This is a genomic window from Micromonospora reichwaldensis, assembly GCF_031845925.1.
GTDB lineage: Bacteria > Actinomycetota > Actinomycetes > Mycobacteriales > Micromonosporaceae > Micromonospora > Micromonospora reichwaldensis.
In genome coordinates, this window is the sequence record NZ_JAVRFL010000006.1 from 202,741 (window position 1) to 221,565 (window position 18,825).

General features: G+C 72.8%; 14 protein-coding genes. 4 read left to right on the top strand and 10 right to left on the bottom strand.

Features of this window, described 5'->3' with window-relative positions; genetic code table 11:
- Positions 1-218: 218 nt before the first annotated feature.
- Entirely contained in the window at positions 219-812 is a 594-nt protein-coding gene (locus RM555_RS07435) for a hypothetical protein (RefSeq protein WP_311411006.1), read from the bottom strand.
- Positions 813-1,099: 287 nt separating this feature from the next.
- On the opposite strand from RM555_RS07435, the gene RM555_RS07440 reads away from it, so the two are divergent.
- Positions 1,100-1,399 (top strand): hypothetical protein, encoded by a 300-nt coding sequence (locus RM555_RS07440; RefSeq protein WP_311411007.1) that lies wholly within the window; start codon positions 1,100-1,102, stop codon positions 1,397-1,399.
- 85 nt (positions 1,400-1,484) lie between these two features.
- Here the strand turns inward: RM555_RS07440 and RM555_RS07445 are convergent, their stop codons facing one another.
- From RM555_RS07445 to RM555_RS07475, 7 genes are all read right to left on the bottom strand, one after another.
- Positions 1,485-3,188: a SulP family inorganic anion transporter gene (locus RM555_RS07445; RefSeq protein WP_311411008.1), complete on the bottom strand. Its 1,704-nt coding sequence runs from the start codon at positions 3,186-3,188 to the stop codon at positions 1,485-1,487.
- On the bottom strand, positions 3,185-3,523 hold the full coding sequence (locus RM555_RS07450; protein ID WP_311411009.1) for an ArsR/SmtB family transcription factor: 339 nt from the start codon (positions 3,521-3,523) through the stop codon (positions 3,185-3,187). Before RM555_RS07450 ends, RM555_RS07445 begins: the two co-directional genes overlap by 4 nt.
- A 189-nt stretch (positions 3,524-3,712) precedes the next feature.
- A complete protein-coding gene (locus RM555_RS07455) occupies positions 3,713-4,249 on the bottom strand; it encodes a hypothetical protein (protein WP_311411010.1) in 537 nt (178 codons plus the stop codon).
- 191 nt (positions 4,250-4,440) lie between these two features.
- Positions 4,441-6,888: a glycoside hydrolase family 2 protein gene (locus RM555_RS07460; protein WP_311411011.1), complete on the bottom strand. Its 2,448-nt coding sequence runs from the start codon at positions 6,886-6,888 to the stop codon at positions 4,441-4,443.
- A complete protein-coding gene (locus tag RM555_RS07465) occupies positions 6,885-7,718 on the bottom strand; it encodes a carbohydrate ABC transporter permease (protein ID WP_311411038.1) in 834 nt (277 codons plus the stop codon). Before RM555_RS07465 ends, RM555_RS07460 begins: the two co-directional genes overlap by 4 nt.
- Positions 7,719-7,824: 106 nt before the next feature.
- Entirely contained in the window at positions 7,825-8,841 is a 1,017-nt protein-coding gene (locus RM555_RS07470) for a carbohydrate ABC transporter permease (protein ID WP_311411012.1), read from the bottom strand.
- Positions 8,842-8,909: 68 nt separating this feature from the next.
- Positions 8,910-10,199: an ABC transporter substrate-binding protein gene (locus tag RM555_RS07475; protein WP_311411013.1), complete on the bottom strand. Its 1,290-nt coding sequence runs from the start codon at positions 10,197-10,199 to the stop codon at positions 8,910-8,912.
- A 385-nt stretch (positions 10,200-10,584) separates the two neighbouring features.
- Here RM555_RS07475 and RM555_RS07480 point away from each other — a divergent pair, with 385 nt between their 5' ends.
- Both RM555_RS07480 and RM555_RS07485 read left to right on the top strand, forming a co-directional pair.
- On the top strand, positions 10,585-11,604 hold the full coding sequence (locus tag RM555_RS07480; protein WP_151455349.1) for a LacI family DNA-binding transcriptional regulator: 1,020 nt from the start codon (positions 10,585-10,587) through the stop codon (positions 11,602-11,604).
- 381 nt (positions 11,605-11,985) lie between these two features.
- Entirely contained in the window at positions 11,986-14,997 is a 3,012-nt protein-coding gene (locus RM555_RS07485) for a carbohydrate binding domain-containing protein (protein WP_311411014.1), read from the top strand.
- A 77-nt stretch (positions 14,998-15,074) separates the two neighbouring features.
- Here RM555_RS07485 and RM555_RS07490 read toward each other — a convergent pair whose 3' ends face one another.
- Both RM555_RS07490 and RM555_RS07495 read right to left on the bottom strand, forming a co-directional pair.
- Positions 15,075-15,899: a MerR family transcriptional regulator gene (locus tag RM555_RS07490; RefSeq protein WP_311411015.1), complete on the bottom strand. Its 825-nt coding sequence runs from the start codon at positions 15,897-15,899 to the stop codon at positions 15,075-15,077.
- A gap of 69 nt (positions 15,900-15,968) precedes the next feature.
- Positions 15,969-18,233, bottom strand: coding sequence for a bifunctional diguanylate cyclase/phosphodiesterase (locus RM555_RS07495; RefSeq protein ID WP_311411016.1), 2,265 nt, complete (start codon positions 18,231-18,233; stop codon positions 15,969-15,971).
- A gap of 204 nt (positions 18,234-18,437) precedes the next feature.
- Here RM555_RS07495 and RM555_RS07500 point away from each other — a divergent pair, with 204 nt between their 5' ends.
- Entirely contained in the window at positions 18,438-18,815 is a 378-nt protein-coding gene (locus RM555_RS07500) for a PH domain-containing protein (RefSeq protein WP_311411017.1), read from the top strand.
- Positions 18,816-18,825: the final 10 nt, after the last annotated feature.

Below are 18,825 nucleotides of genomic sequence, written 5' to 3' on the forward strand. Positions count from 1 at the left end.
CCGTGCTCCCGGGACGGTGGCGCCGTACGACCCTTCGCCGGGGGCGAAGGGTCGTACGGACGCTTTCGCGCTGAGTCGTTGGTGACATCAGGCGGGTGACGTCCGGGCCGCGCCGCGCCACCAGCCGGCGGTGGATCGTCGACGACGTCAGAAGGACAACGGTGTCGTGCACCGGGTGCGACGCACCTGGGACCGTCGCACCCGTGGGCACCGAAGGCTCAGCCGGCGAACAGCGTTCCGAGGTCCTTGTACGCCTGGTCGAAGCGGGCCATCGCCGCCGCGATGTTGGGCTCTGGCTGCGGATCACCGAGCGCCTTCTGCATCAGTTCGAGCCCGCCAACCAGGTTCTCCCCGCCCGCCACCAGCGACGGCTGCGGATCCGGGTCGCCGTGGAACTTCTCGTTCTTCAGGTCCGCCCAGCCGACCTGGCGGAGCTTCACCTCTGAACCCTCCAGCAGTTTCGCCGACGACCAGAAGCTCTCCGTCGCCAACTCCCGCAGGTGCTCGGCCTTGACCGGGTCCGCGGCCTGCGCCGCCTCCCCCAGCAGCGACATGCCTCGACCCAGCCGGTGCAGATACTCGAATCGCTTCTCCGGGTCGATCCGGTCCCACAACTCGTAGACCGGCGGGCAACTCAGACACTCGATCGGCCCGATCGGTCTCGGTTTGAACTCCGGCAGCACGATCTCATGACAGTCGAAGATCGGCCGACCGCCGAACTCACCGACCTGGAAACAGATCTTCACCGGCTGACCAACGGCACTGGCTGGTGTGGCCGGTACCAGCAGCGCCGCAGTGACGACGAGCGCCATCGTGAGCAGTATGCGACGAAAACGACTCATGTAATACCTCCCGAGAGAGACGTCGATGCCTCGTCATTGTTGTCTGTCGATGCAATGAGGCGCAGCAAGGATGTTCGTCCATCCCGTGACCGCACCCCGAGCAGGACTGTCGGATGGGCAACACTTCCTGGCTCCACTGAGGAGTGCGGCGTCGAATGGAGCCATGTCCCCCGATCTTCGCCTCGGCACCGGTGAGCGCCCCGGAGCGGCGCGTGAACCAGCCGAGTCCACCACCTTCGGACAGACGGGTCGTGCTGGTGTCGACGGCTGCCGGCGTGGTGGGCGCGGTGGCGGGTGTCATGCAGTGGCTGACCAGCGCCGGCGCCTGGGCCGTGGTGGCGGTCGGGCTCGCCGGGCTCGCCGCGGCCTGCTGGGCGCTGGGGTGGCTCTGGATGCAACGCCGCCCCGCACTCGCCACCGTGGTGGTGATGATCAGCGAACAACTCCGGACAAACCAGTCCTTCTGTGTGCGGACAACAGAAAAACGTTGGGCGTGGTTGACCGTCAAGCGCTACGAACCACGGCAGACGCTCACCTTCGACGTGATCGTCTGGTAGCGGCGGGCACGGGCCGCCAGTCACCACCCCGACCTCGTCGCCTCCGCTCGCACTTTCCTCCTCAGCCGGAGCGTGACGACGCTGCTCACCCAGCCCTGGCCGCCTCCTGAGCGTCGTCGCCGGCCAGGCCTTCTCTGCCGGGCAGCACGACGGTGCGGGCGTACCGGATCGCGGCCGGGGTGTCGGGGAAGACCAGGCCGTCGCGGCGCAGCTGGTCGGCCACGCCGAGAGTGGCCAACACCTGGTCGTGGCCGGGGACGATGCCGGAGAGCAGCACGGTGATGCCGCGTTCCTGGAGCCGGAGGATGGCGTCGCCGAGCACCTGCGCGCCGGTCGCGTCGAGGGTGCTCACGCGCGACATCCGCAGGATGACCACGCGCACGTCGGCCACGTCGGAGAGTTGGAGCAGGAAGCTGTGCGCGGCAGCGAAGAAGAGCGGGCCGTCCAGCCGGTAGGCCACTATGTGGTCGGTGAGCAGGGCCTGTTCCTCGGCGCTGTGCTCGCCGGGGTCGAGGGGAACCTGTTCCACGCGGGCGGTACGGGCCACCGCGCGCAGCGCGATCACGATCGCCACGCCCACCCCGACCGCCACGGCGGTGACCAGGTCCAGCGTCACCGTGACCGCGAAGGTGAGCACCAGCACGAGGGCGTCGCCCCGGGTGGCACGGGCCAGCGCCCACAGGGCCCCGGCCTCGACCATCCGGACCGTGGTGGCCAGTAGGACACCGGCCAGCGCGGCGAGCGGGATCCGGCCCACCAGGGGCGCGGCGGCCAGCACGATCCCGGCGAGGGCGACGGCGTGGGTGAGCGAGGCCAACTTCGAACTCGCGCCGGCGCGCACGTTCACCGCCGTACGTGCGATGGCGGCGGTGGCCGGGATCCCGCCGAACACGGGGGCGGCGAGATTGGCCAGCCCCTGGCCGAAGAGTTCGCGATCGGGGTCGTGGCGCTGGCCCACGGTCATCTGGTCGGCCACGGTGGCGGAGAGCAGGCTCTCCAACGCGGCCAGCGCCGCGACAGCGAGGGCGGAGGACAGCAGGACCCCGACGGCGTCGAGGTCGAGAAAGCCCAGCGAGGGCGCGGGCAGGCCGGCGGGCAGGGTGCCGATGCGGACCAGTTCGACCGGAGCGGTCTCGGCCAGTACGGTCGCGGCGGCCACCCCGAGAAGGGAGAACGGCAAGCCGGGACGCCATCGGGCACCGAGCAGCATCATCGCCGCCACGCCGAGGGCCACCGCGACAGGGACCGGCCGTGGATCCGCGACGAACCGGACGACCGCGTCGGCGGCGACGGCCCAGACGCGGTCGCCGTGCGCATCGGTGACCCCGAGCGCGGCCGGCACCTGTTGCAGGGCGATGACCACCGCGATGCCGGCGGTGAACCCCTCGATCACGGGGACGGGCAGGTAGTGGACGTACCGGCCGAGGCGGGCGAGGGCCAGTGCGATCAGCACCAGCCCGGCCAGTACCCCGACCATCAGCACCCCGGTGGGGCCGAACTGCTGGACCACCGGCACCAGCACCACGGTCATCGCCCCGGTCGGCCCGGAGACCTGGAGGTGGGAGCCGCCGAAGACGGCGGCGACGGCGCCGGCCACCACCGCCGTCACCAGCCCGGCCTGGGCCCCGAGCCCGGAGGTGACGCCGAAGGCCAGGGCCAGCGGCAGCGCCACCACGGCCACGGTCAGCCCGGCGAGCAGGTCGCGCCGGGGCGCGCGGCGCACCGCCAGCCAGTCGGCGCGTGGTGGCAGCAGCCCGACGAACCGGTCACGCACCGACAGTGTGCTCACCGGTCCCGCCCGTCGGCCCGAAGCTGGTCCAACAGCGCGTCGCGGTCGGTGAGGACGGCGCCGAGGATGCGGCGGCCGGCGGCCAGCAGGTCCGCCACGTCCGGGGTGCTGAGGGCGTAGACGACGAGGGCGCCGTCGCGGCTGGAGGTGACCATGCCGGCCCGGCGCAGCACCGCGAGCTGCTGGGACAGGTTGGACGCCTCCACGTCGATCGCCGCCAGCAGGTCGCGGACCGGCTTCGGCCCGTCCTGGAGCAGCTCCAGCACCCGGATCCGCACCGGGTGGCCGAGGGTGCGGAACAGCTCCGCCTTCGCCTGGTAGAGCGGTACCGACACGTCAGCCTCCGTCACGCGACGCCACATCCGATTGCCGACTTTAGCACTTGCACAAATCTTCAACTCTCAACGTCGACCGGGCCCGCCCCTTCCGGGGCGACGACGGTCGGCAAGGGCGGCTACCGCTGCGAGCCGGAGTCGGCGTCAGACGGCCCGGCCGCCGCTCCGCGTGCGGCCGGGCCGCCCGCCTCAGTACGCGACCAACGCGATGATTAGCGACGACACGGCGGCGGCGAGCAGCACCACGCCCACGCCGAGACCGACCACCGCGCTCACCGCGACGGCGCGGGCCCGGGCCACCGGGACCACCGCCAGCGCCACCGCCGTCACCAGGGCGGCGACCACGTGGACCAGCGGATAGTCGATCAGCGCCGCGACCGGGAACAGGTGCAGGCCCACCACGAGGGCGACCCAGACCGGGATCAGGTCCCGTCGGCGCCGCAGGGCGAGCAGCCCGGCACCGAGCGCGGCGACGCCGAACTCGATGCCCACGACGACTCCGAAGGCACGGCTGGTGTCGGCGTCGAAGGCCGTCGGGTCGGACCAGCGCCGCCAGGTCAGGATGCCGCCGGCGACCGCGGTGAGCAACGAGAGCACCGAACCGGCGCCGAGGAACGGTGGCCACCGCCGGGGCGGCGCCTCCTGCGCCCAGCCGAACCAGCCGGACGCGAAGAAACCGAACACGACCGCCGTGGCCGACGCGTCACGAATGTGCTCCGCGATCATGGTTCTCCCTGTGGCTGGTGCGACCTCCGGCGCGGGTCGGCTCCCGCCCCGGCCGGCCCTCCGCTCCTGATGGATCCTTCCCCAGACACCGGGCCGCCCGCCCTCGGGGTGCGCACGACGGAGATCTTGGTGCGGAACGGCCCTTCCGAGGGCCGGGGCTTGCCAAGATCTCCGTCGTGGCACCGGCCGGGTCAGCCGGCGAGGTCGTTGACGCAGCGCAGGACGGGGCGGGTGGTCAGGGCCGCCGGGTCCAGCGGGGCGGCTGCGCGCACCGTGAACGTGGCCGTCTCCCCCGGCAGGAGGGTGACCAGCGCCTCGTCGGCCTCGGCTGTCGGGTCGAGGCGGTCCGGGAAGAGGGTCACGTCCCGCAGGACCGTGCGGGCGGTGACCCGGACCCGCTGGCCGCCGTCGACCGGCTCGACCGCCGCGTCGTACCGGGCCGCCGGCCAGTCGGCGTCGCGGTCCTCGGCGAAGAACCAGAGCCCCCGCTCCGCCGCCCCGCCCGCCTCCGCCACCAGCAGCTCGCGCCGGGCCTCGTCCGGCCGTGCCAGCTCCGCCGGCAGCGCCAGCGTCACCGAGGAGTACGCACCGACGTCCAGCTCCAGCGTCGTCTTCGCCCGGGGCTCGCCGGTCAGGGTCAGCCGGGTCACCGATGCCGTCGCCCGCCACGGGGTCGTCCCGTCGTTGACCGCGACCAGGGCCAGGCCGCCGTCGCGGGGCTGGACGGTCAGCAGCCGGTCGGCGTACGCCCGGCGCAGCGCGTACCACAGGGGCTTGCGGCGGCCGTCGCCGTCGACGGCCGACCACGAGGTCACCGGCCAGCAGTCGTTGAGCTGCCAGACGATGGTGCCGGCGCAGACGTCCCGGTGGGAGCGGAAGTGCTCGACGGCGAGCTGGATCGCCCGCGCCTGGTTGAGCTGGGTCAGCCAGTGCCAGTCGTCGAAGTCCGCCGGGGCGGGCAGGTGCGCGTCGAGCCCGCGCCGGAGCTTGGCGTCGCCGTCGATCGCCTTCTGGTGGTGGGCCATGCCGGGCGAGTCGGGTGCGAGGGGCTCGTCCGACAGCGCCCGGCGCAGCGTCGCGTACGCGGGCGGGGCCTGGTATCCGAACTCGGCGACGAAGCGCGGCACGTACTCGCGGTACTTCGTGTAGTCGTCGGTGTTCCAGACGTCCCAGATGTGCGTGGTGCCGTGCGCCGGGTCGTTGGGGTGGATCTGCTCGCTGCCGGACCACGGGCTGCCGGGCCAGTACGGCCGCGTCGGGTCCAGTTCGGCCACGATCCGGGGCAGCAGTTCCAGGTAGTAGCCGCGTCCCCAGGTGCGCCCCGCGAGGGGCTCCTGCCAGTCCCAGTCGTGCCAGCCCCAGATGTTCTCGTTGTTGCCGGTCCAGAGCGCCAGCGACGGGTGCGGGGCGAGCCGGACCACCTGCTCGGCGGCCTCGGCGGCCACCTCGGCGCGCAGTGGCTCCTCCTCCGGGTAGGCGGCGCAGGCGAAGAGGAAGTCCTGCTGCACGAGCAGGCCCAGCTCGTCGGCGAGGTCGTAGAAGTCGTCCGACTCGTACCGGCCGCCGCCCCAGACGCGCAGCAGGTTGACGTTCGCGGCGGCGGCCTGCCGAAACCGGTGTGCCAGCCGGTCCCGGGTGATCCGGGTGGGGAACGCGTCGTCGGGGATCCAGTTCACTCCCCGGACGAAGACCGGGGTGTCGTTGACGCGCAGGGCGAACGGGGTGCCGTGCGCGTCGGGGGTGGTGTCGAGGCGTACGGAGCGGAAGCCGATCCGCCGCGACCAGGTGTCGAGCGGGTGGTCGTCGGCGTCGTGCAGGGTCACCTCCAGCGGGTGCAGCGGCTGGTCGCCGTACCCCCTGGGCCACCAGAGCGCCGGGTCGCGGACGGTGAGGGTCAGCACGGCCGTGCGCTCCCCCGCCGGGATCGTCGCCTCGGTCGCCGCGCCGGCGACGGTCGCCCGCACGGTGAGCGGCGCGGCGCCGGCCCGCTCGACCTCGACGTGCAGCTCCACCCGGCCGTCGCCGGCCTCGACGGTCACCAGGGGACGCACGACGGCCAGCCGGGCCGTGGACCAGGCGTGCAGCCCGATCTCCTGCCAGATGCCGGCGGTGACCAGGGTCGGCCCCCAGTCCCAGCCGAAGTTGCAGGCCATCTTGCGGATGAACGGGAAGGGCTCCGGGTAGGCGTTCGGCCGGTCCCCGAGCCGGTCCCGCTGCGCCTCGGCGTAGCCGTAGGCGGAGTCGAAGCGTACGGCCAGGGTGTTGGACCCGGCGACCAACCGCGACCGGACGTCGAAGCGGTGGCTGCGGTGCATGTTCTCGGCGCGGCCGACCTCGGTGCCGTTGAGGGTGAGCGTGGCGACGGTGTCGAGGCCGGCGCAGACGAGGTCGACCCGCTCGTCGCCGCCCGGCCGATGGTCGAAGGTGGTCTCGTAGACCCAGTCGGTCCGGCCGATCCAGGCGAGCTGCTTCTCGTTGTCGTCCAGGTACGGGTCGGGGATCAGGCCGGCAGCGAGCAGGTCGGTGTGCACGCAGCCGGGAACGGTGGCCGGCACGGCGCGACCCGCGATCCCTGCCGGCACCTGCGGCCCCTCGACCGCCCGCAGGGTCCAGCCCTCGTGCAACGCTTGCCGGGTCACGACTTCACCGCACCTTCCATGATTCCGCGGACGATCTGACGGCCGCCGATGAACAGCATCACCAGCAGCGGGAGGGTGGCGACCAGGGCCCCGGCGAGCACCCGCCGGTACAGCACGTAGTTGCCGCTGGCGAGGTCGGAGAGGGCGACCATCGAGGTCGGGTAGTCGGTGCCGCCGAGGGTGATCAGCGGCCACTGGAACTCGTTCCAGGTGGCGACGAAGGTCAGCAGGCCGAGCACCGCCATGGCGGGCCGGACCGCCGGCACCACCACGCTCCAGAAGATCCGCATGGTGCTCGCGCCGTCCATCCGCGCGGCCTCGACCAGCTCGTCGGGGACCGCGTCGAGGATGAACTGCCGCATGTAGAAGACGCCGAACGCAGTGACCAGGCCGGGCACGATCACCGCGAGGAGGGTGCCGTTCCAGCCGCCCTCGCCGGGCATCCGGCCCATCAGGATGTAGAGGGCGACGACGCCGAGCTGGTTCGGCACCGTCATGGTCAGGACGACCATGACCATCAGCGCGTTGCGCCCCTTGAACCGCAGCTTGGCGAAGGCGAAGCCGGCCAGCGCGCAGAAGAAGAGCACCGACGCCGTCACCACCGACGACACGATCACGCTGTTGCCGAGCGACTGGAGGAAGAACACGTCCTGCATGGAGAAGACCTCCCGCAGGTTCGTGACGAGCTGCCCACCGGGCAGCACCTGCGGCGGGATCTTCGCCAGCGCCTCGTCGGTGTTCGTGGCGATGACGAACATCCAGTAGAGCGGGAACGCCGAGAACGCGATCACGACGCTCAGGAACAGGTAGGTCCAGACGGTGCCGGGCATGTGCTGCGGCGCCCGACCCGTCAGCGCCGCCCGCCGAACGTTCGAAGCCTTCACCTGTACCTCCTTTCGTTCGCGACTGCGGGGCTCGCAAGCTCACTCCTCGCGCTCACCGCTTACCACCTCCCAGGCGGTTGGTGACCAGGGCGTTGATCGCCGCGACGAGCAGGATGACCAGGAAGAGGGCCCAGGACATGGCGGCGGCGTAGCCGAGGTTGAGGTCCCGCCAGCCGACCTTGTAGATGAGCTGCGCGACGGTCTGCCACTGCCCGTCGTCGCCGCCGAGGCCCAGGGCCGGATTGGCGTCGAAGAGCATCGGCTCGGTGAACAGTTGCAGGCCGCCGATGGTGGAGAGCACGACGGTGAAGATGACCACGGGCCGGATCATCGGCACGGTGATCCGCCACAGTTGGCGCCACGGCCCGGCGCCGTCGACGGCGGCGGCCTCGTAGACGTTGCGCGGGATGGACTGCATGGCGGCCAGGTAGAGCAGCGCGTTGTAGCCGATCCACTTCCAGTTGACCATGGTGGCGATGGCGATCCACGAGGACCACTTGGCGGACCGCCAGTCGATCGGCTCGGTCTCGCCGATGCCGAGCAGCGACAGCGCCCAGTTGGCGATGCCGGTGTCCCGGGCGAAGACCACGGAGAAGATCAGCGTGGAGGCGGTCACCGGGGTGATGTACGGCAGCAGCACCCCGACCCGGAACCAGGTCTGGGCCCGCAGCTTCCGGTTGAGCAGCGACGCGACGATCAGCGCCAGCAGCAGCTGCGGCACGGTGGAGAGCAGGAAGATGCCGAAGGTGTTGGCGAGCGCGTTGAAGAAGTCGTCGTCGGTGAAGAGGCGGCGGAAGTTCTCCAGCCCGGCCCAGCCGGTGAGCGTCGGGTCGTCGAGCCGCCAGTGGCGCAGGGCGACGACGCCGTTGAAGACGATCGGAAAGAGCCCGAAGACGGCGAAGAGCAGGAAGAACGGGGCGATCAGCAGGTACGGCACGTAGCGCACGTCGAAGCGGTACAACCGGGTACGCCAGCCGCCCGGCTCTGGTCGGCGGCCCCGGCGTTCGGCCGTCGCACCGGGCTCCTGGCCGGGCCGGGGCGCCGTGGGGGCGGCACGGGTGGTGGACATCGGGGCACCTCCAGGCACCGAAGGGAGGGCCGGTCGGGACGGGGCGGCCCGCCCCGACCGGCGGGCGGTCAGGACCTGGCGGCCTTCTCGGCTTCCTTGACCGCCTCGGTCCACGCCTGGTCGGGCTTGCCCTTCAGGTTTCCGGTGGCCAGCCGGTTCAGGACGTTCTCCACCGCCACCCGGGTGGGGCCGTTGCGCTTGCCGAGGTACTGCGGGGTCAGGCTCTCCGCCGTTCTGGAGAAGATCTGGCCCACCGGGGCGTCGCTGAAGAAGGGGTTGGTGAAGTCCCTGATCGCCGGGTCCTGGTAGAGCGCCGGCTGGGACGGCAGGTTGCCGACCTTCTTGAAGATCTCGATCTGCTGCTCGGGCTGGATCAGCCACTCGACGAACTTGTACGCCTCGTCGACGTTCCTGCCCTGCTTGGGGATGGTCAGGAACGAGCCGCCCCAGTTGCCGCCCCCGCCGGGGATCGCGGCCACGTCCCACTTGCCGCTGGTGCCGGGGGCGGTGTTCTTGATGTGCCCCTGCATCCAGGCCGGGCAGGCGAGCACGGCGAAGTTGCCCTTGACGAAGCCGCTGTTCCACTCGGGGGAGAACGCGGTGAGGTTGGCCGAGAGGTCCGCGGCGATGGTCCGGGCCGCCACGTCGAAGGCGACCTTCGGGCCGCCGTCCATCTTGAGCGCCTCGCTCTCGTCGTAGAAGCCGACCGGCTGCTGCCCGAGGACGGGGTTGAAGATGTTGGTGCCGGCGTCGATGAACTTCTTGCCGCTCTTGGCGGTGTACTGCTGGCCGACCTCGATGAACCTGTCCCAGGTGGGCCAGAGCGCGGAGACCTGGTCGCGCCCGGTGGGCAGGCCGGCGGCCTTGAACAGGTCGGTGCGGTAGCACATGGCCAGGCCGCCCACGTCGGTGCCGAGGCCGATCTGGGTCTTGCCGTCGGGCGTCAGGGTCTGCTTCCACTTCCACGGCAGGTACTTCTGCTCGTACGTGCCGGCACCCTTGTCGAGCAGGTTGACGAACTTGTCGGCCTGGCCGCGGAACTGGACGACGAAGCCCTCGTCGACGGCGGCGATGTCCGGCGCGCCGGAGCCGGCAACGAGCTTCTTCTGCAGGTCCTCGTGCTGGGCGTTGTACTCGCCGGTGTTCAGGCTGATCTTGACGTTCGGGTTGGCGTCCTCGTACTTCGTCTTGAGCTCGTCGAGCCCGAAGTCGCCCCAGAAGTTGATTTTCAGGGTGACCTGGCCGCCCGCCCGGGAGTCGCCGCCACCTCCGCTGTTGCCACTGCACGCCGCGACCATGACCAGGCTGACCGCGCCGACGGCGGCCGTCCTGGCCCAGTGCGTCAAGGACCGTCTCATGTCATCCTCCGCGCCAGATGGGAACGCTCCCGACATCGAGAGTCGTTGACTGAACCGGATAAGTTCCGCCACCGTACGGGGCGGTTTCGGCGCTGTCAACGGGCAGTCACGATCGGTGCATCGCGGTAATCTGCACCTGCCGTGGGAGCGCGATCATGGGAGGTGGAGACATTCCTGCGAGACGGCGGAACGCGGCCCCGCGACGCGGCCCGGGACCGCGCCGAGCCGCACCAGATCACTTAACCGGGAAAGTCGGCGACCGGCCCGACGCCGCGCACCGGTCGCGCCGGCCCTCCCCGGGGCCGGTGCAGTAGCGTGGACCGCCGCCGGTCGCCCCGGCCTCGTGGTGACACCCGCCCGGGCGGGAGAGTGGAGGAGTACGCCGGTGAAGCGACCCACGATCGCCGACGTCGCCCGCCGCGCCGGGGTGTCCAAGGGGGCGGTCTCCTACGCGCTGAACGGCCAGCCCGGGGTCTCCGAGGCCACCCGGCAGCGGATCCTCGCCATCGCCGCCGAGATCGGCTTCAACCCGAGCCGCGCCGCCCGCTCCCTCTCCGGGGCCACCGCCGACGCGGTCGGCCTCACCCTCTGCCGCCCCGCTCGCACGCTCGGCATCGAGCCGTTCTTCATGGAGCTGATCAGCGGCGTCGAGGCCGAACTCTCCGCCCGGTCGTACGCGCTCACCCTCCAGGTGGTGGCCGACCAGGAGGCGGAGGTCGCGGTCTACCGCCGGTGGTGGGGTGAGCGCCGCGTCGACGGCGTCCTCGTCTGCGACCTGCGCGCCGACGACCGCCGGGTGCCGGTGCTGGAGGAGTTGGGCCTGCCCGCGGTGGTGATCGGCGGCCCGGGCGGCACGGGCGGGCTGGCCAGTGTCTGGTCCGACGACGCGGCGGCGCTGGTGGAGACCGTGGAGTACCTGGTCGCCCTCGGCCACCGCCGGATCGCCCGCGTCGGCGGCCTGCCCGCCCTGCTGCACACCGAGATCCGCACCGAGGCGTTCACCCAGGTGTGCCGCCGGCTCGGCCTGGCCGACGCGGTCACGGTGCCGTCGGACTACACCGGCGAGGAGGGGGCGCGCGCCACCCGGCGGCTGCTCAGCTCGGCCGGCCGCCCCACCGCCGTGATCTACGACAACGACGTGATGGCGATAGCGGGGCTGTCGGTGGCCCAGGAGATGGGCCTCGCCGTGCCGGGCGAGGTGTCCATCGTGGCCTGGGACGACTCGCCGCTCTGCCAGCTGGTGCACCCGCCGCTGACCGCGCTCGGCCGGGACATCCCGGCGTACGGCGCGCACGCCGCCCGGGAGCTGCTGGCGGTGATCGGCGGCGCGCCGGCCCGGCAGGTGCAGGACGGGACCGCCCACCTCACGCCCCGGGGCAGCACGGCCCCGCCGCGCGCGAGCTGAGCCGGACCGCGCCGACCCGGCGCCCCGCCCGTCGACTTCTCGGCCGAGACGACGGCGGAAGCCGCGGGCGCATCCTGCTCACTTAACCGGTTCACCGATCACCTCGGGGCCGCACGGCGGCACCCCGGGCCACCCGCCCGTCCGGCTCCGCACGTCCGGGGCCGACGGGCCTCCGTCCGATCAGTGTGAACGCCTGGTGTCGGGACGTTGATGGTGGTAACTTTCTCGCCACTTGCAAGACCTTGCAGAAACATTCGTCATCATGTGACGCGATCCGTCACGTCACTGTCCGGTCCGGACAATCCCCCACAGTCGACGGCTGTCACGCAAGGCACCCCGTCCCCCTCGGCCCCCGCCGACAACCACCCCCGAGGAGCTCCGATGCATCCCAGCACCGGACGACGACGACGGACGATCGCGGCCGCGCTGGCCGCCGGGATCGCCGTCGGGCTGGCCCCGCTCAGCACGGCCTCCGCCGCGAACTCCGTGACCGTCTACTACCGACCCGCCGCCACCTGGACCGGCCAGGTCAACGTCCACTACGCCCCGGACGGCGGCGCGTGGACGGCCGTGCCCGGGGTGGCGATGGAGGCGGCGTGCGCCGGCTGGCGCAAACGCACCATCGACGCCGGTAGCGCCACCGGCCTCCAGGTGGTGTTCAACCACAACGGCGCCACCTGGGACAACAACCGGGGCGCGAACTACCGCACCGGCACCGGGACGGTGACCGTCGCGGACGGCGTGGTCGGCGCGGGCGACCCCTGCGCCGGCACGCCCTCGCCCACGCCCACCCCGTCGAACCCGCCGACCGGCCGGACGGCCGACGTGTGGTACCACGTCGGGATCAGGGGCTGGGCCGCCGCGAACATCCACTACCAGCCCGCGGGCGGGGCCTGGACCACCGTCCCCGGCGTGCCCATGCAGGCCGGCTGCGCCGGATGGGCCCGCCGGGTGGTCGACCTCGGCACCGCCGCCACGCTCCGGGCGGCGTTCAACAACGGCGCCGGCGCCTGGGACAACAACAACGGCGCGGACTACACCCTGAGCGCCGGGGTGAGCACCGTCAAGGCGGGGGTGGTGACCGCCGGGGCTGCCGCACCGTGCCCGCCCGACACGCCGGACACCACCGCGCCGTCCACCCCCACCGGGCTGGGCGCGACCGCGAACGGGCTGCGCGTCGCGGTCTCCTGGGCCGCGGCCACCGACGACCGCGGGGTCACCGGCTACCGGCTCACCCGCACCGGCGGGTCGCAGGGCACTGTCACGGTGACCACCGCCGGCACCGGCCACGTCGACGACGCGCTGAGCCCGCAGACCCGCTACGAGTACACCGTCCGGGCGTACGACGCGGCCGGCAACACCTCCCCGGCCAGTGCCCCCGTGGCGGTCACCACCGGCACCACCACGCCCCCGCCCGCGGCCGGCACCCCGCTCGGCGGCGACCCCCGCGCGGACAGCATCTACTTCGTCATGACCGCCCGGTTCGCCGACGGCGACGCCACCAACAACCGGGGCGGCAGCCAGCACGTCAAGTCGGGCAACGCGGCCAACGACGACCCGATGTTCCGCGGCGACTTCAAGGGTCTGATCGACAAGCTCGACTACGTCAAGGGGCTCGGCTTCTCCGCCCTCTGGATCACCCCGGTCGTGCTGAACCGGTCCGACTACGACTTCCACGGCTACCACGGCTGGGACTTCCAGCGGGTCGACCCGCGGCTGGAGAGCCCCGGCGCGAGCTACCAGGACCTGATCGACGCCGCGCACGGCAAGGGGATCAAGGTCTTCCAGGACGTGGTCTACAACCACAGCTCCCGCTGGGGCGCCAAGGGCCTGTTCACCCCCACGGTGTACGGCGCCCGCGACGAGCAGTGGAAGTGGATGTACAGCAGGCAGGAGCCGGGCCGCGCGTACGACCCCATGGTCGAGCACCCCGGCACCGACCCGGAGCTGACTCCGGCGCAGAACGCCCTCGCCAAGGGACGGCCCTACAACGGCGACGTCTGGTCGAGCACCGCGCCGACCGGCAACCAGTGCCCGCGCTGGGGCGCCCCGGCCGGCACCAGCCCCGAGGGCTTCCGCCTCTACGAGTGCCAGTGGCCGACCCCGACCAGCAAGCTCTTCCCGGCCGACCTGTACCACCAGTGCTGGATCGGCAACTGGGAGGGCGAGGACTCACGCAGCTGCTGGCTGCACGAGGACCTGGCCGACTTCAACACCGAGAACGCCACCGTGCAGAAGTATTTGATCGACACGTACAACAAGTTCATCGACATGGGGGTCGACGGCTTCCGCATCGACACGGCCGTGCACATCCCCCGCGTCACCTGGAACCGGCGCTTCCTGCCGGCGATCCAGCAGCACGCGCTGGCCAGGCACGGTGAGAAGGGCCGGGACTTCTACGTCTTCGGCGAGGTCGCCGCGTTCGTCAACGACAAGTGGAACCGGGGCTCGGTGAACCACTCGGCGCAGTTCTTCACCTGGAAGGAGCGCAAGGAGTACAGCCCCGACGACGTGCGCGCCGCCATCGAGCAGTACGACCACGAGCAGCTGCTCGGCCCGAACGGGCAGCCGACCAGCGACAACGCGTTCCTGCGCGGGAACACCTACCACACGCCGGACCACTCGAAGTTTTCCGGCATGAACGTCATCGACATGCGGATGCACATGAACTTCGGCGACGCGAACAACGCCTTCGGCAACGGCAGGGACTCCGACGACAGCTACAACGACGCGACCTACAACGTCGTGTACGTCGACAGCCACGACTACGGCCCGAACAAGTCGAACACCCGCTACACCGGGGGCACCGGCGCCTGGGCGGAGAACATGAGCCTGATGTGGACGTTCCGGGGGATCCCGACGCTCTACTACGGTTCCGAGATCGAGTTCCAGAAGGGCGCGAAGATCGACTGCGGGCCGACCTGCCCGCTGGCCACCACCGGCCGGGCCTACTACGGCAACCACCTCCAGGGCACGGTCACCGCGGCCGACTTCGGCCGGGTCAGTGCCGCCACCGGGCCGGTTGCCAGCACGCTGGACAAGCCGCTGGTCAAGCACGTGCAGCGGCTCAACCAGATCCGCCGGGCGGTGCCGGCCCTGCAGAAGGGGCAGTACTCGACCGAGGGGATCAGCGGCGCGATGGCGTACAAGCGGCGCTTCACCGCCGGCGGCGTGGACAGCTTCGCGCTGGTCACGGTCTCCGGGAGCGCAACGTTCACGGGCGTGCCCAACGGCCGGTACGTCGACGCGGTCACCGGCGACGTCCGGACGGTCACCAACGGGACGCTGACGGCAACGGTCAGCGGGCAGGGAAACCTGCGGGTGTACGTGCTGGACCTGCCGGGCAACCCGGCGCCGGGCAAGGTCGGCGAGACCGGCCCGTACCTGCGGTGACGTCGGTGTCGGGGCGGCCCAGCACGGTCGCCCCGACACCGCCGGTGGCCCGGCCCGAGCGCGGGCCGGGCCACCGCTCACGCCGCGACCACCGGCAACTGGAGCTCGGTGACGCCCTTCTCCGGCTCGTCCTGGGAGTAGTCCAGGTACAGCTCGCGGGCGTACCCGTCGGCCCGCCAGCCGTTCGCCTCGATCCAGGTGGCGAGCACCTGGATGGTGCCCTCCACCTCGTCCATCGACCCGTGGTGGATGATCGTCGCCGCGGCGGGCACCGCGGGCAGGTCGACGATGTCGAAGTCCCGGGCCGCCGAGGGGTCGGCGGCCACCGTCAGCCCGGCGTGCACCACGACGGACTCGCCCTCCCCTGTCGCCTCGTACCAGGCCAGCGCCGGCCCAGCGGGCGCGACACCCGCCGCATCGAGGCGCCGGAACAGCTCCGGGTAGAGCGGCTGGATCACCGGGGAGATCTCCGGGGTCTCGTAGCTGCGGGCCACCCCGGTCAGCTCCGCCACCCGGAGCGCGGGAATTTCCTTGAGTACGACGTCCTGGCTGGTCATCCGACCCTCCGTCTCGATCATGCGGAGTCTCGCCTCGACCCCGGCCAGCCGGGCGGTGTCGGCCGCCAGCTGCGCCTCCAGCTGCGACCGGCGCAGCCGCAGCATGCCGCGCAGTTCGGCGACCTCCACGGCGTCGTCGAGGATCGCCTGCACCTGCCCGAGGGTGAGCCCCAGTTCCTTGAGGGCGATCACCCGGTTGAGCCGGCGCAGCTGCTCGGCCCGGTAGAACCGGTACCCCGTGTGCGGGTCGACGGCGGCCGGGCGGAGCAGCCCGATGCTGTCGTAGTGGCGCAGCATGCGGACCGACACGCGGCCGAGCCCGGCGAAGTCTCCGATGGTGAACATGGCCCCTCACACGTTCGGCCCTGACACGGTGTCAGAGTCAACCAGACGGGGCGGAGGGCCGCCGCCCGCTCAGCGCGAGGCCGACGGGAACTCCTCGAAGTACGCCTCGACCCGCTCGGCGGTGGCCGGGCGGGCCAGCGCGAAGCCCTGCCCGTACCGGCAGCCGGCCCGGCGCGCTCCGTCGAGCAGGCTCGCCGACTCCAACTCCTCGGCCACGATGTCCAGCCCCAGCCGGTCCCCCACGTTCACGACCACGTCGATCAGCGGGCGCTGCGGGTCCGCCGGGTCCACCAGTTGCGGGCCGACCTTGAGCAGGTCGATCGGCAACCGGCGGAGCTGCGCCAGCGAGGCGTGCTCGGCCCGGAAGTCGTCCAGCGCGGTGCGCACGCCCAGCGAGCGCAGCCCGGCCAGCCGGGCCACCACCGTCGGCAGCTCGGCGCCCACCCGGGGCTCCGCCACCTCGACCACCAGCCGGTCCGGCGACAACCCGTACGCGTCGAGCACGGCCGCCGTGCGCGGCACGAAGTCGGGCGAGGCCAGCTCCCGGACGGTCACGTTGACCGCCATCCAGAGCTGCCGGCTGCCCGTCGACCAGGCGGCGAGCTGCCGGCAGGCCCGGTCGAGCACCCAGCAGCCCAGCTCGCCCACGACGTCGAGGTCCTCGGCCACCGGCAGGAACTCGGCGGGAAGCACCGTGCCGAGCACCGGGCTGCGCCAGCGCAGCAGCGCCTCCGTGCCGACCGGTTGCCGGTCGGCCAGGTCGAGCACCGGCTGGTAGACGAGGTCCAGCTCGCCCCGGGCGACCGCCCCGGGCAGCTCCCGTTCCAGGTCGAGCCGGCGGACGAGCTGCTCCTCCAGGTAGGCGTCGTACCACTCGACCCGGTCCCGGCCGAGCTGCACGGCCCGCCGCCGGGCCAGGTCCGCCTGGCGCAGCACGTCCTCCGGGCCGCCGTTGCCGATCTCGGCGAGCCCGATGCCGGCCCGCAGCCGCAGCGACCCGCCCGCCGTGGGGTAGGGCTCGGTGAGGGCGGCGAGCAGCCGGGTGCCCAGCGCGTACGCCAGCACCGGCCCGACCTCGGTGACCACGGCGAAGCCGGTGGCGGTGACGTCCGCGAGCAGGTCCCGGGGGCCGACCACCGCGCGGGCCCGGCGGAGCACCTCGGCCAGCACGTCCTCGCGGCCCTGGTGCCCGTCGGGGCCGGGTCCGTCGAGGTCGACGACGAGCAGCGCGCCGGCGGGAGCCGGCGCGTTCCGGAGGGCGGCGAGGGCCCGCAGCAGCGCCGGCCGGTCCACGGGCGCGCCGGACCGGTCCGGGTCCGCCGGGCGGTGCCCGGCCGGCGGGTCGCCGGGAGAGGTCGGCTGCGCCGGGCCGTCCGCCCGGAGCAGGTCGCGCAGCACCAACGGCGGGGCCAGCGCGAGCGCGAGCAGGACCGCGGTGAGGTCCGGCGGCCCGCCGTCGCGGAGCTGCCATCCGACGGCCGCCACGGCCGCGGCGGCCGGGACCACGGCCCGGGGCCACACCCTGGTCGGCGGGGCGGGCGGGTCCGGCTCCGGACGGGTCGCCCGCCGCGCCCCCGCCGCCGTCAGCAGCACCCCACCCACCAGCGGGGGTACGGACACCAGCGCCGCCCGCTCCGGTGCCGTGCCCGTCTGCAGGGCGGCCAGCACCACCAGCCCGGACAGGGTGAGCGCCGCCCCGCCCCGGCAGCGGGCCGCGCCGGTCCGCCGGTGCGGCCCGGTCAGCACCGTGAGCACGGCGAGCGCGAGCCCGCCCAGGGCCACGGCCACGGCGAACCGCACCCGCGGGTCGAGGGGGTCGCGGGGCAGCAGCAGCCAGCCGGCGAGGACCAGCCCCAGGCCGGCGGCGGTCGCGTCGACGGCCCCACGGAGCCGGACCCGGGCGGACGGGCGGGGCCGCCGCGCCACCGGAGGCAGACCCGCGACGAACAACGCGGCGGAGGCGGCCAGCCCCGACACGACGACGGCGGAGCGTTGGCCCGGTTCGGCGAGCGGGAGCACGGCGGCGGTGAGCCCCGCCGTCACCACCGCGGCGTCGAGCAGCACGGCGACGCGTCGGGGCGGCGCCGCACGCCGGCGGGCGGCGCGGGACCGGGTGGGGACCGGTGCGGGGATCGGCGGCGGGACGGCGGTGAGCCAGGAGAGCCGCGCGCCGGCCAGGGCGCAGCTGGCCGCGCCGGCCAGCGCCACGACGGCCAGGGCGGGCACCCGACCGGCCGCGCCGGCGAGCAGGAGCAGCGCGACGGCGGCGAGGACGAGGGTGTCCGGCAGTGCGGGACGGGGGATGGACGCGCGTTGCGGGTACGCGAGGGGCACGGCGGTCGCCTTCGTGAGGGGGCACGGGCGGTGCGACGGTGCGGGGCTGCGGACCCGGGGTTGGTCCGCTGCCCATCAGTCGCCAACGAGCGGGCCACGAAGTCGGTGACGCCGAGTCGCCAGTGATCCCCGTCACTGACGCTCGGGTCCACGCCGGTGCCGCCCGGCGCGTACCGGGGCCGGCGGGGGTGGGATCATCGGGGGGTGAGCAGTTCCGACACCGTCCACTTCCGGCACAACCAGGCCATCCTGGCCGCCGCGATCGTCGCCTTCTTCGGCGCCCTGCCGGTGGCCGGCGCCCGGTGGTACCTGCTGCCGGTGCTGCTCGTCCCGCTCGCCGTCACGGTGTGGGCGTGGCGGGCCGGCACCGACGCGGACGCCCGCGAGCTGCGCCTGCGGGCGCTGGTCGGGCAGCGCCGGATCAGCTGGGACCGGGTCGTCGAGCTGGCCGCCGACCCGCGCGGCCGGGCGGTCGCGCGGCTCGACGACGGCCAGCGCGTCACGCTGCCGGCCGTACGCGGCACCGACCTGCCCCGGCTGATCTCGGCCACCGGCCAGAGCCTGCCCGGCGCGACCGGCTGAGCACCGCGCG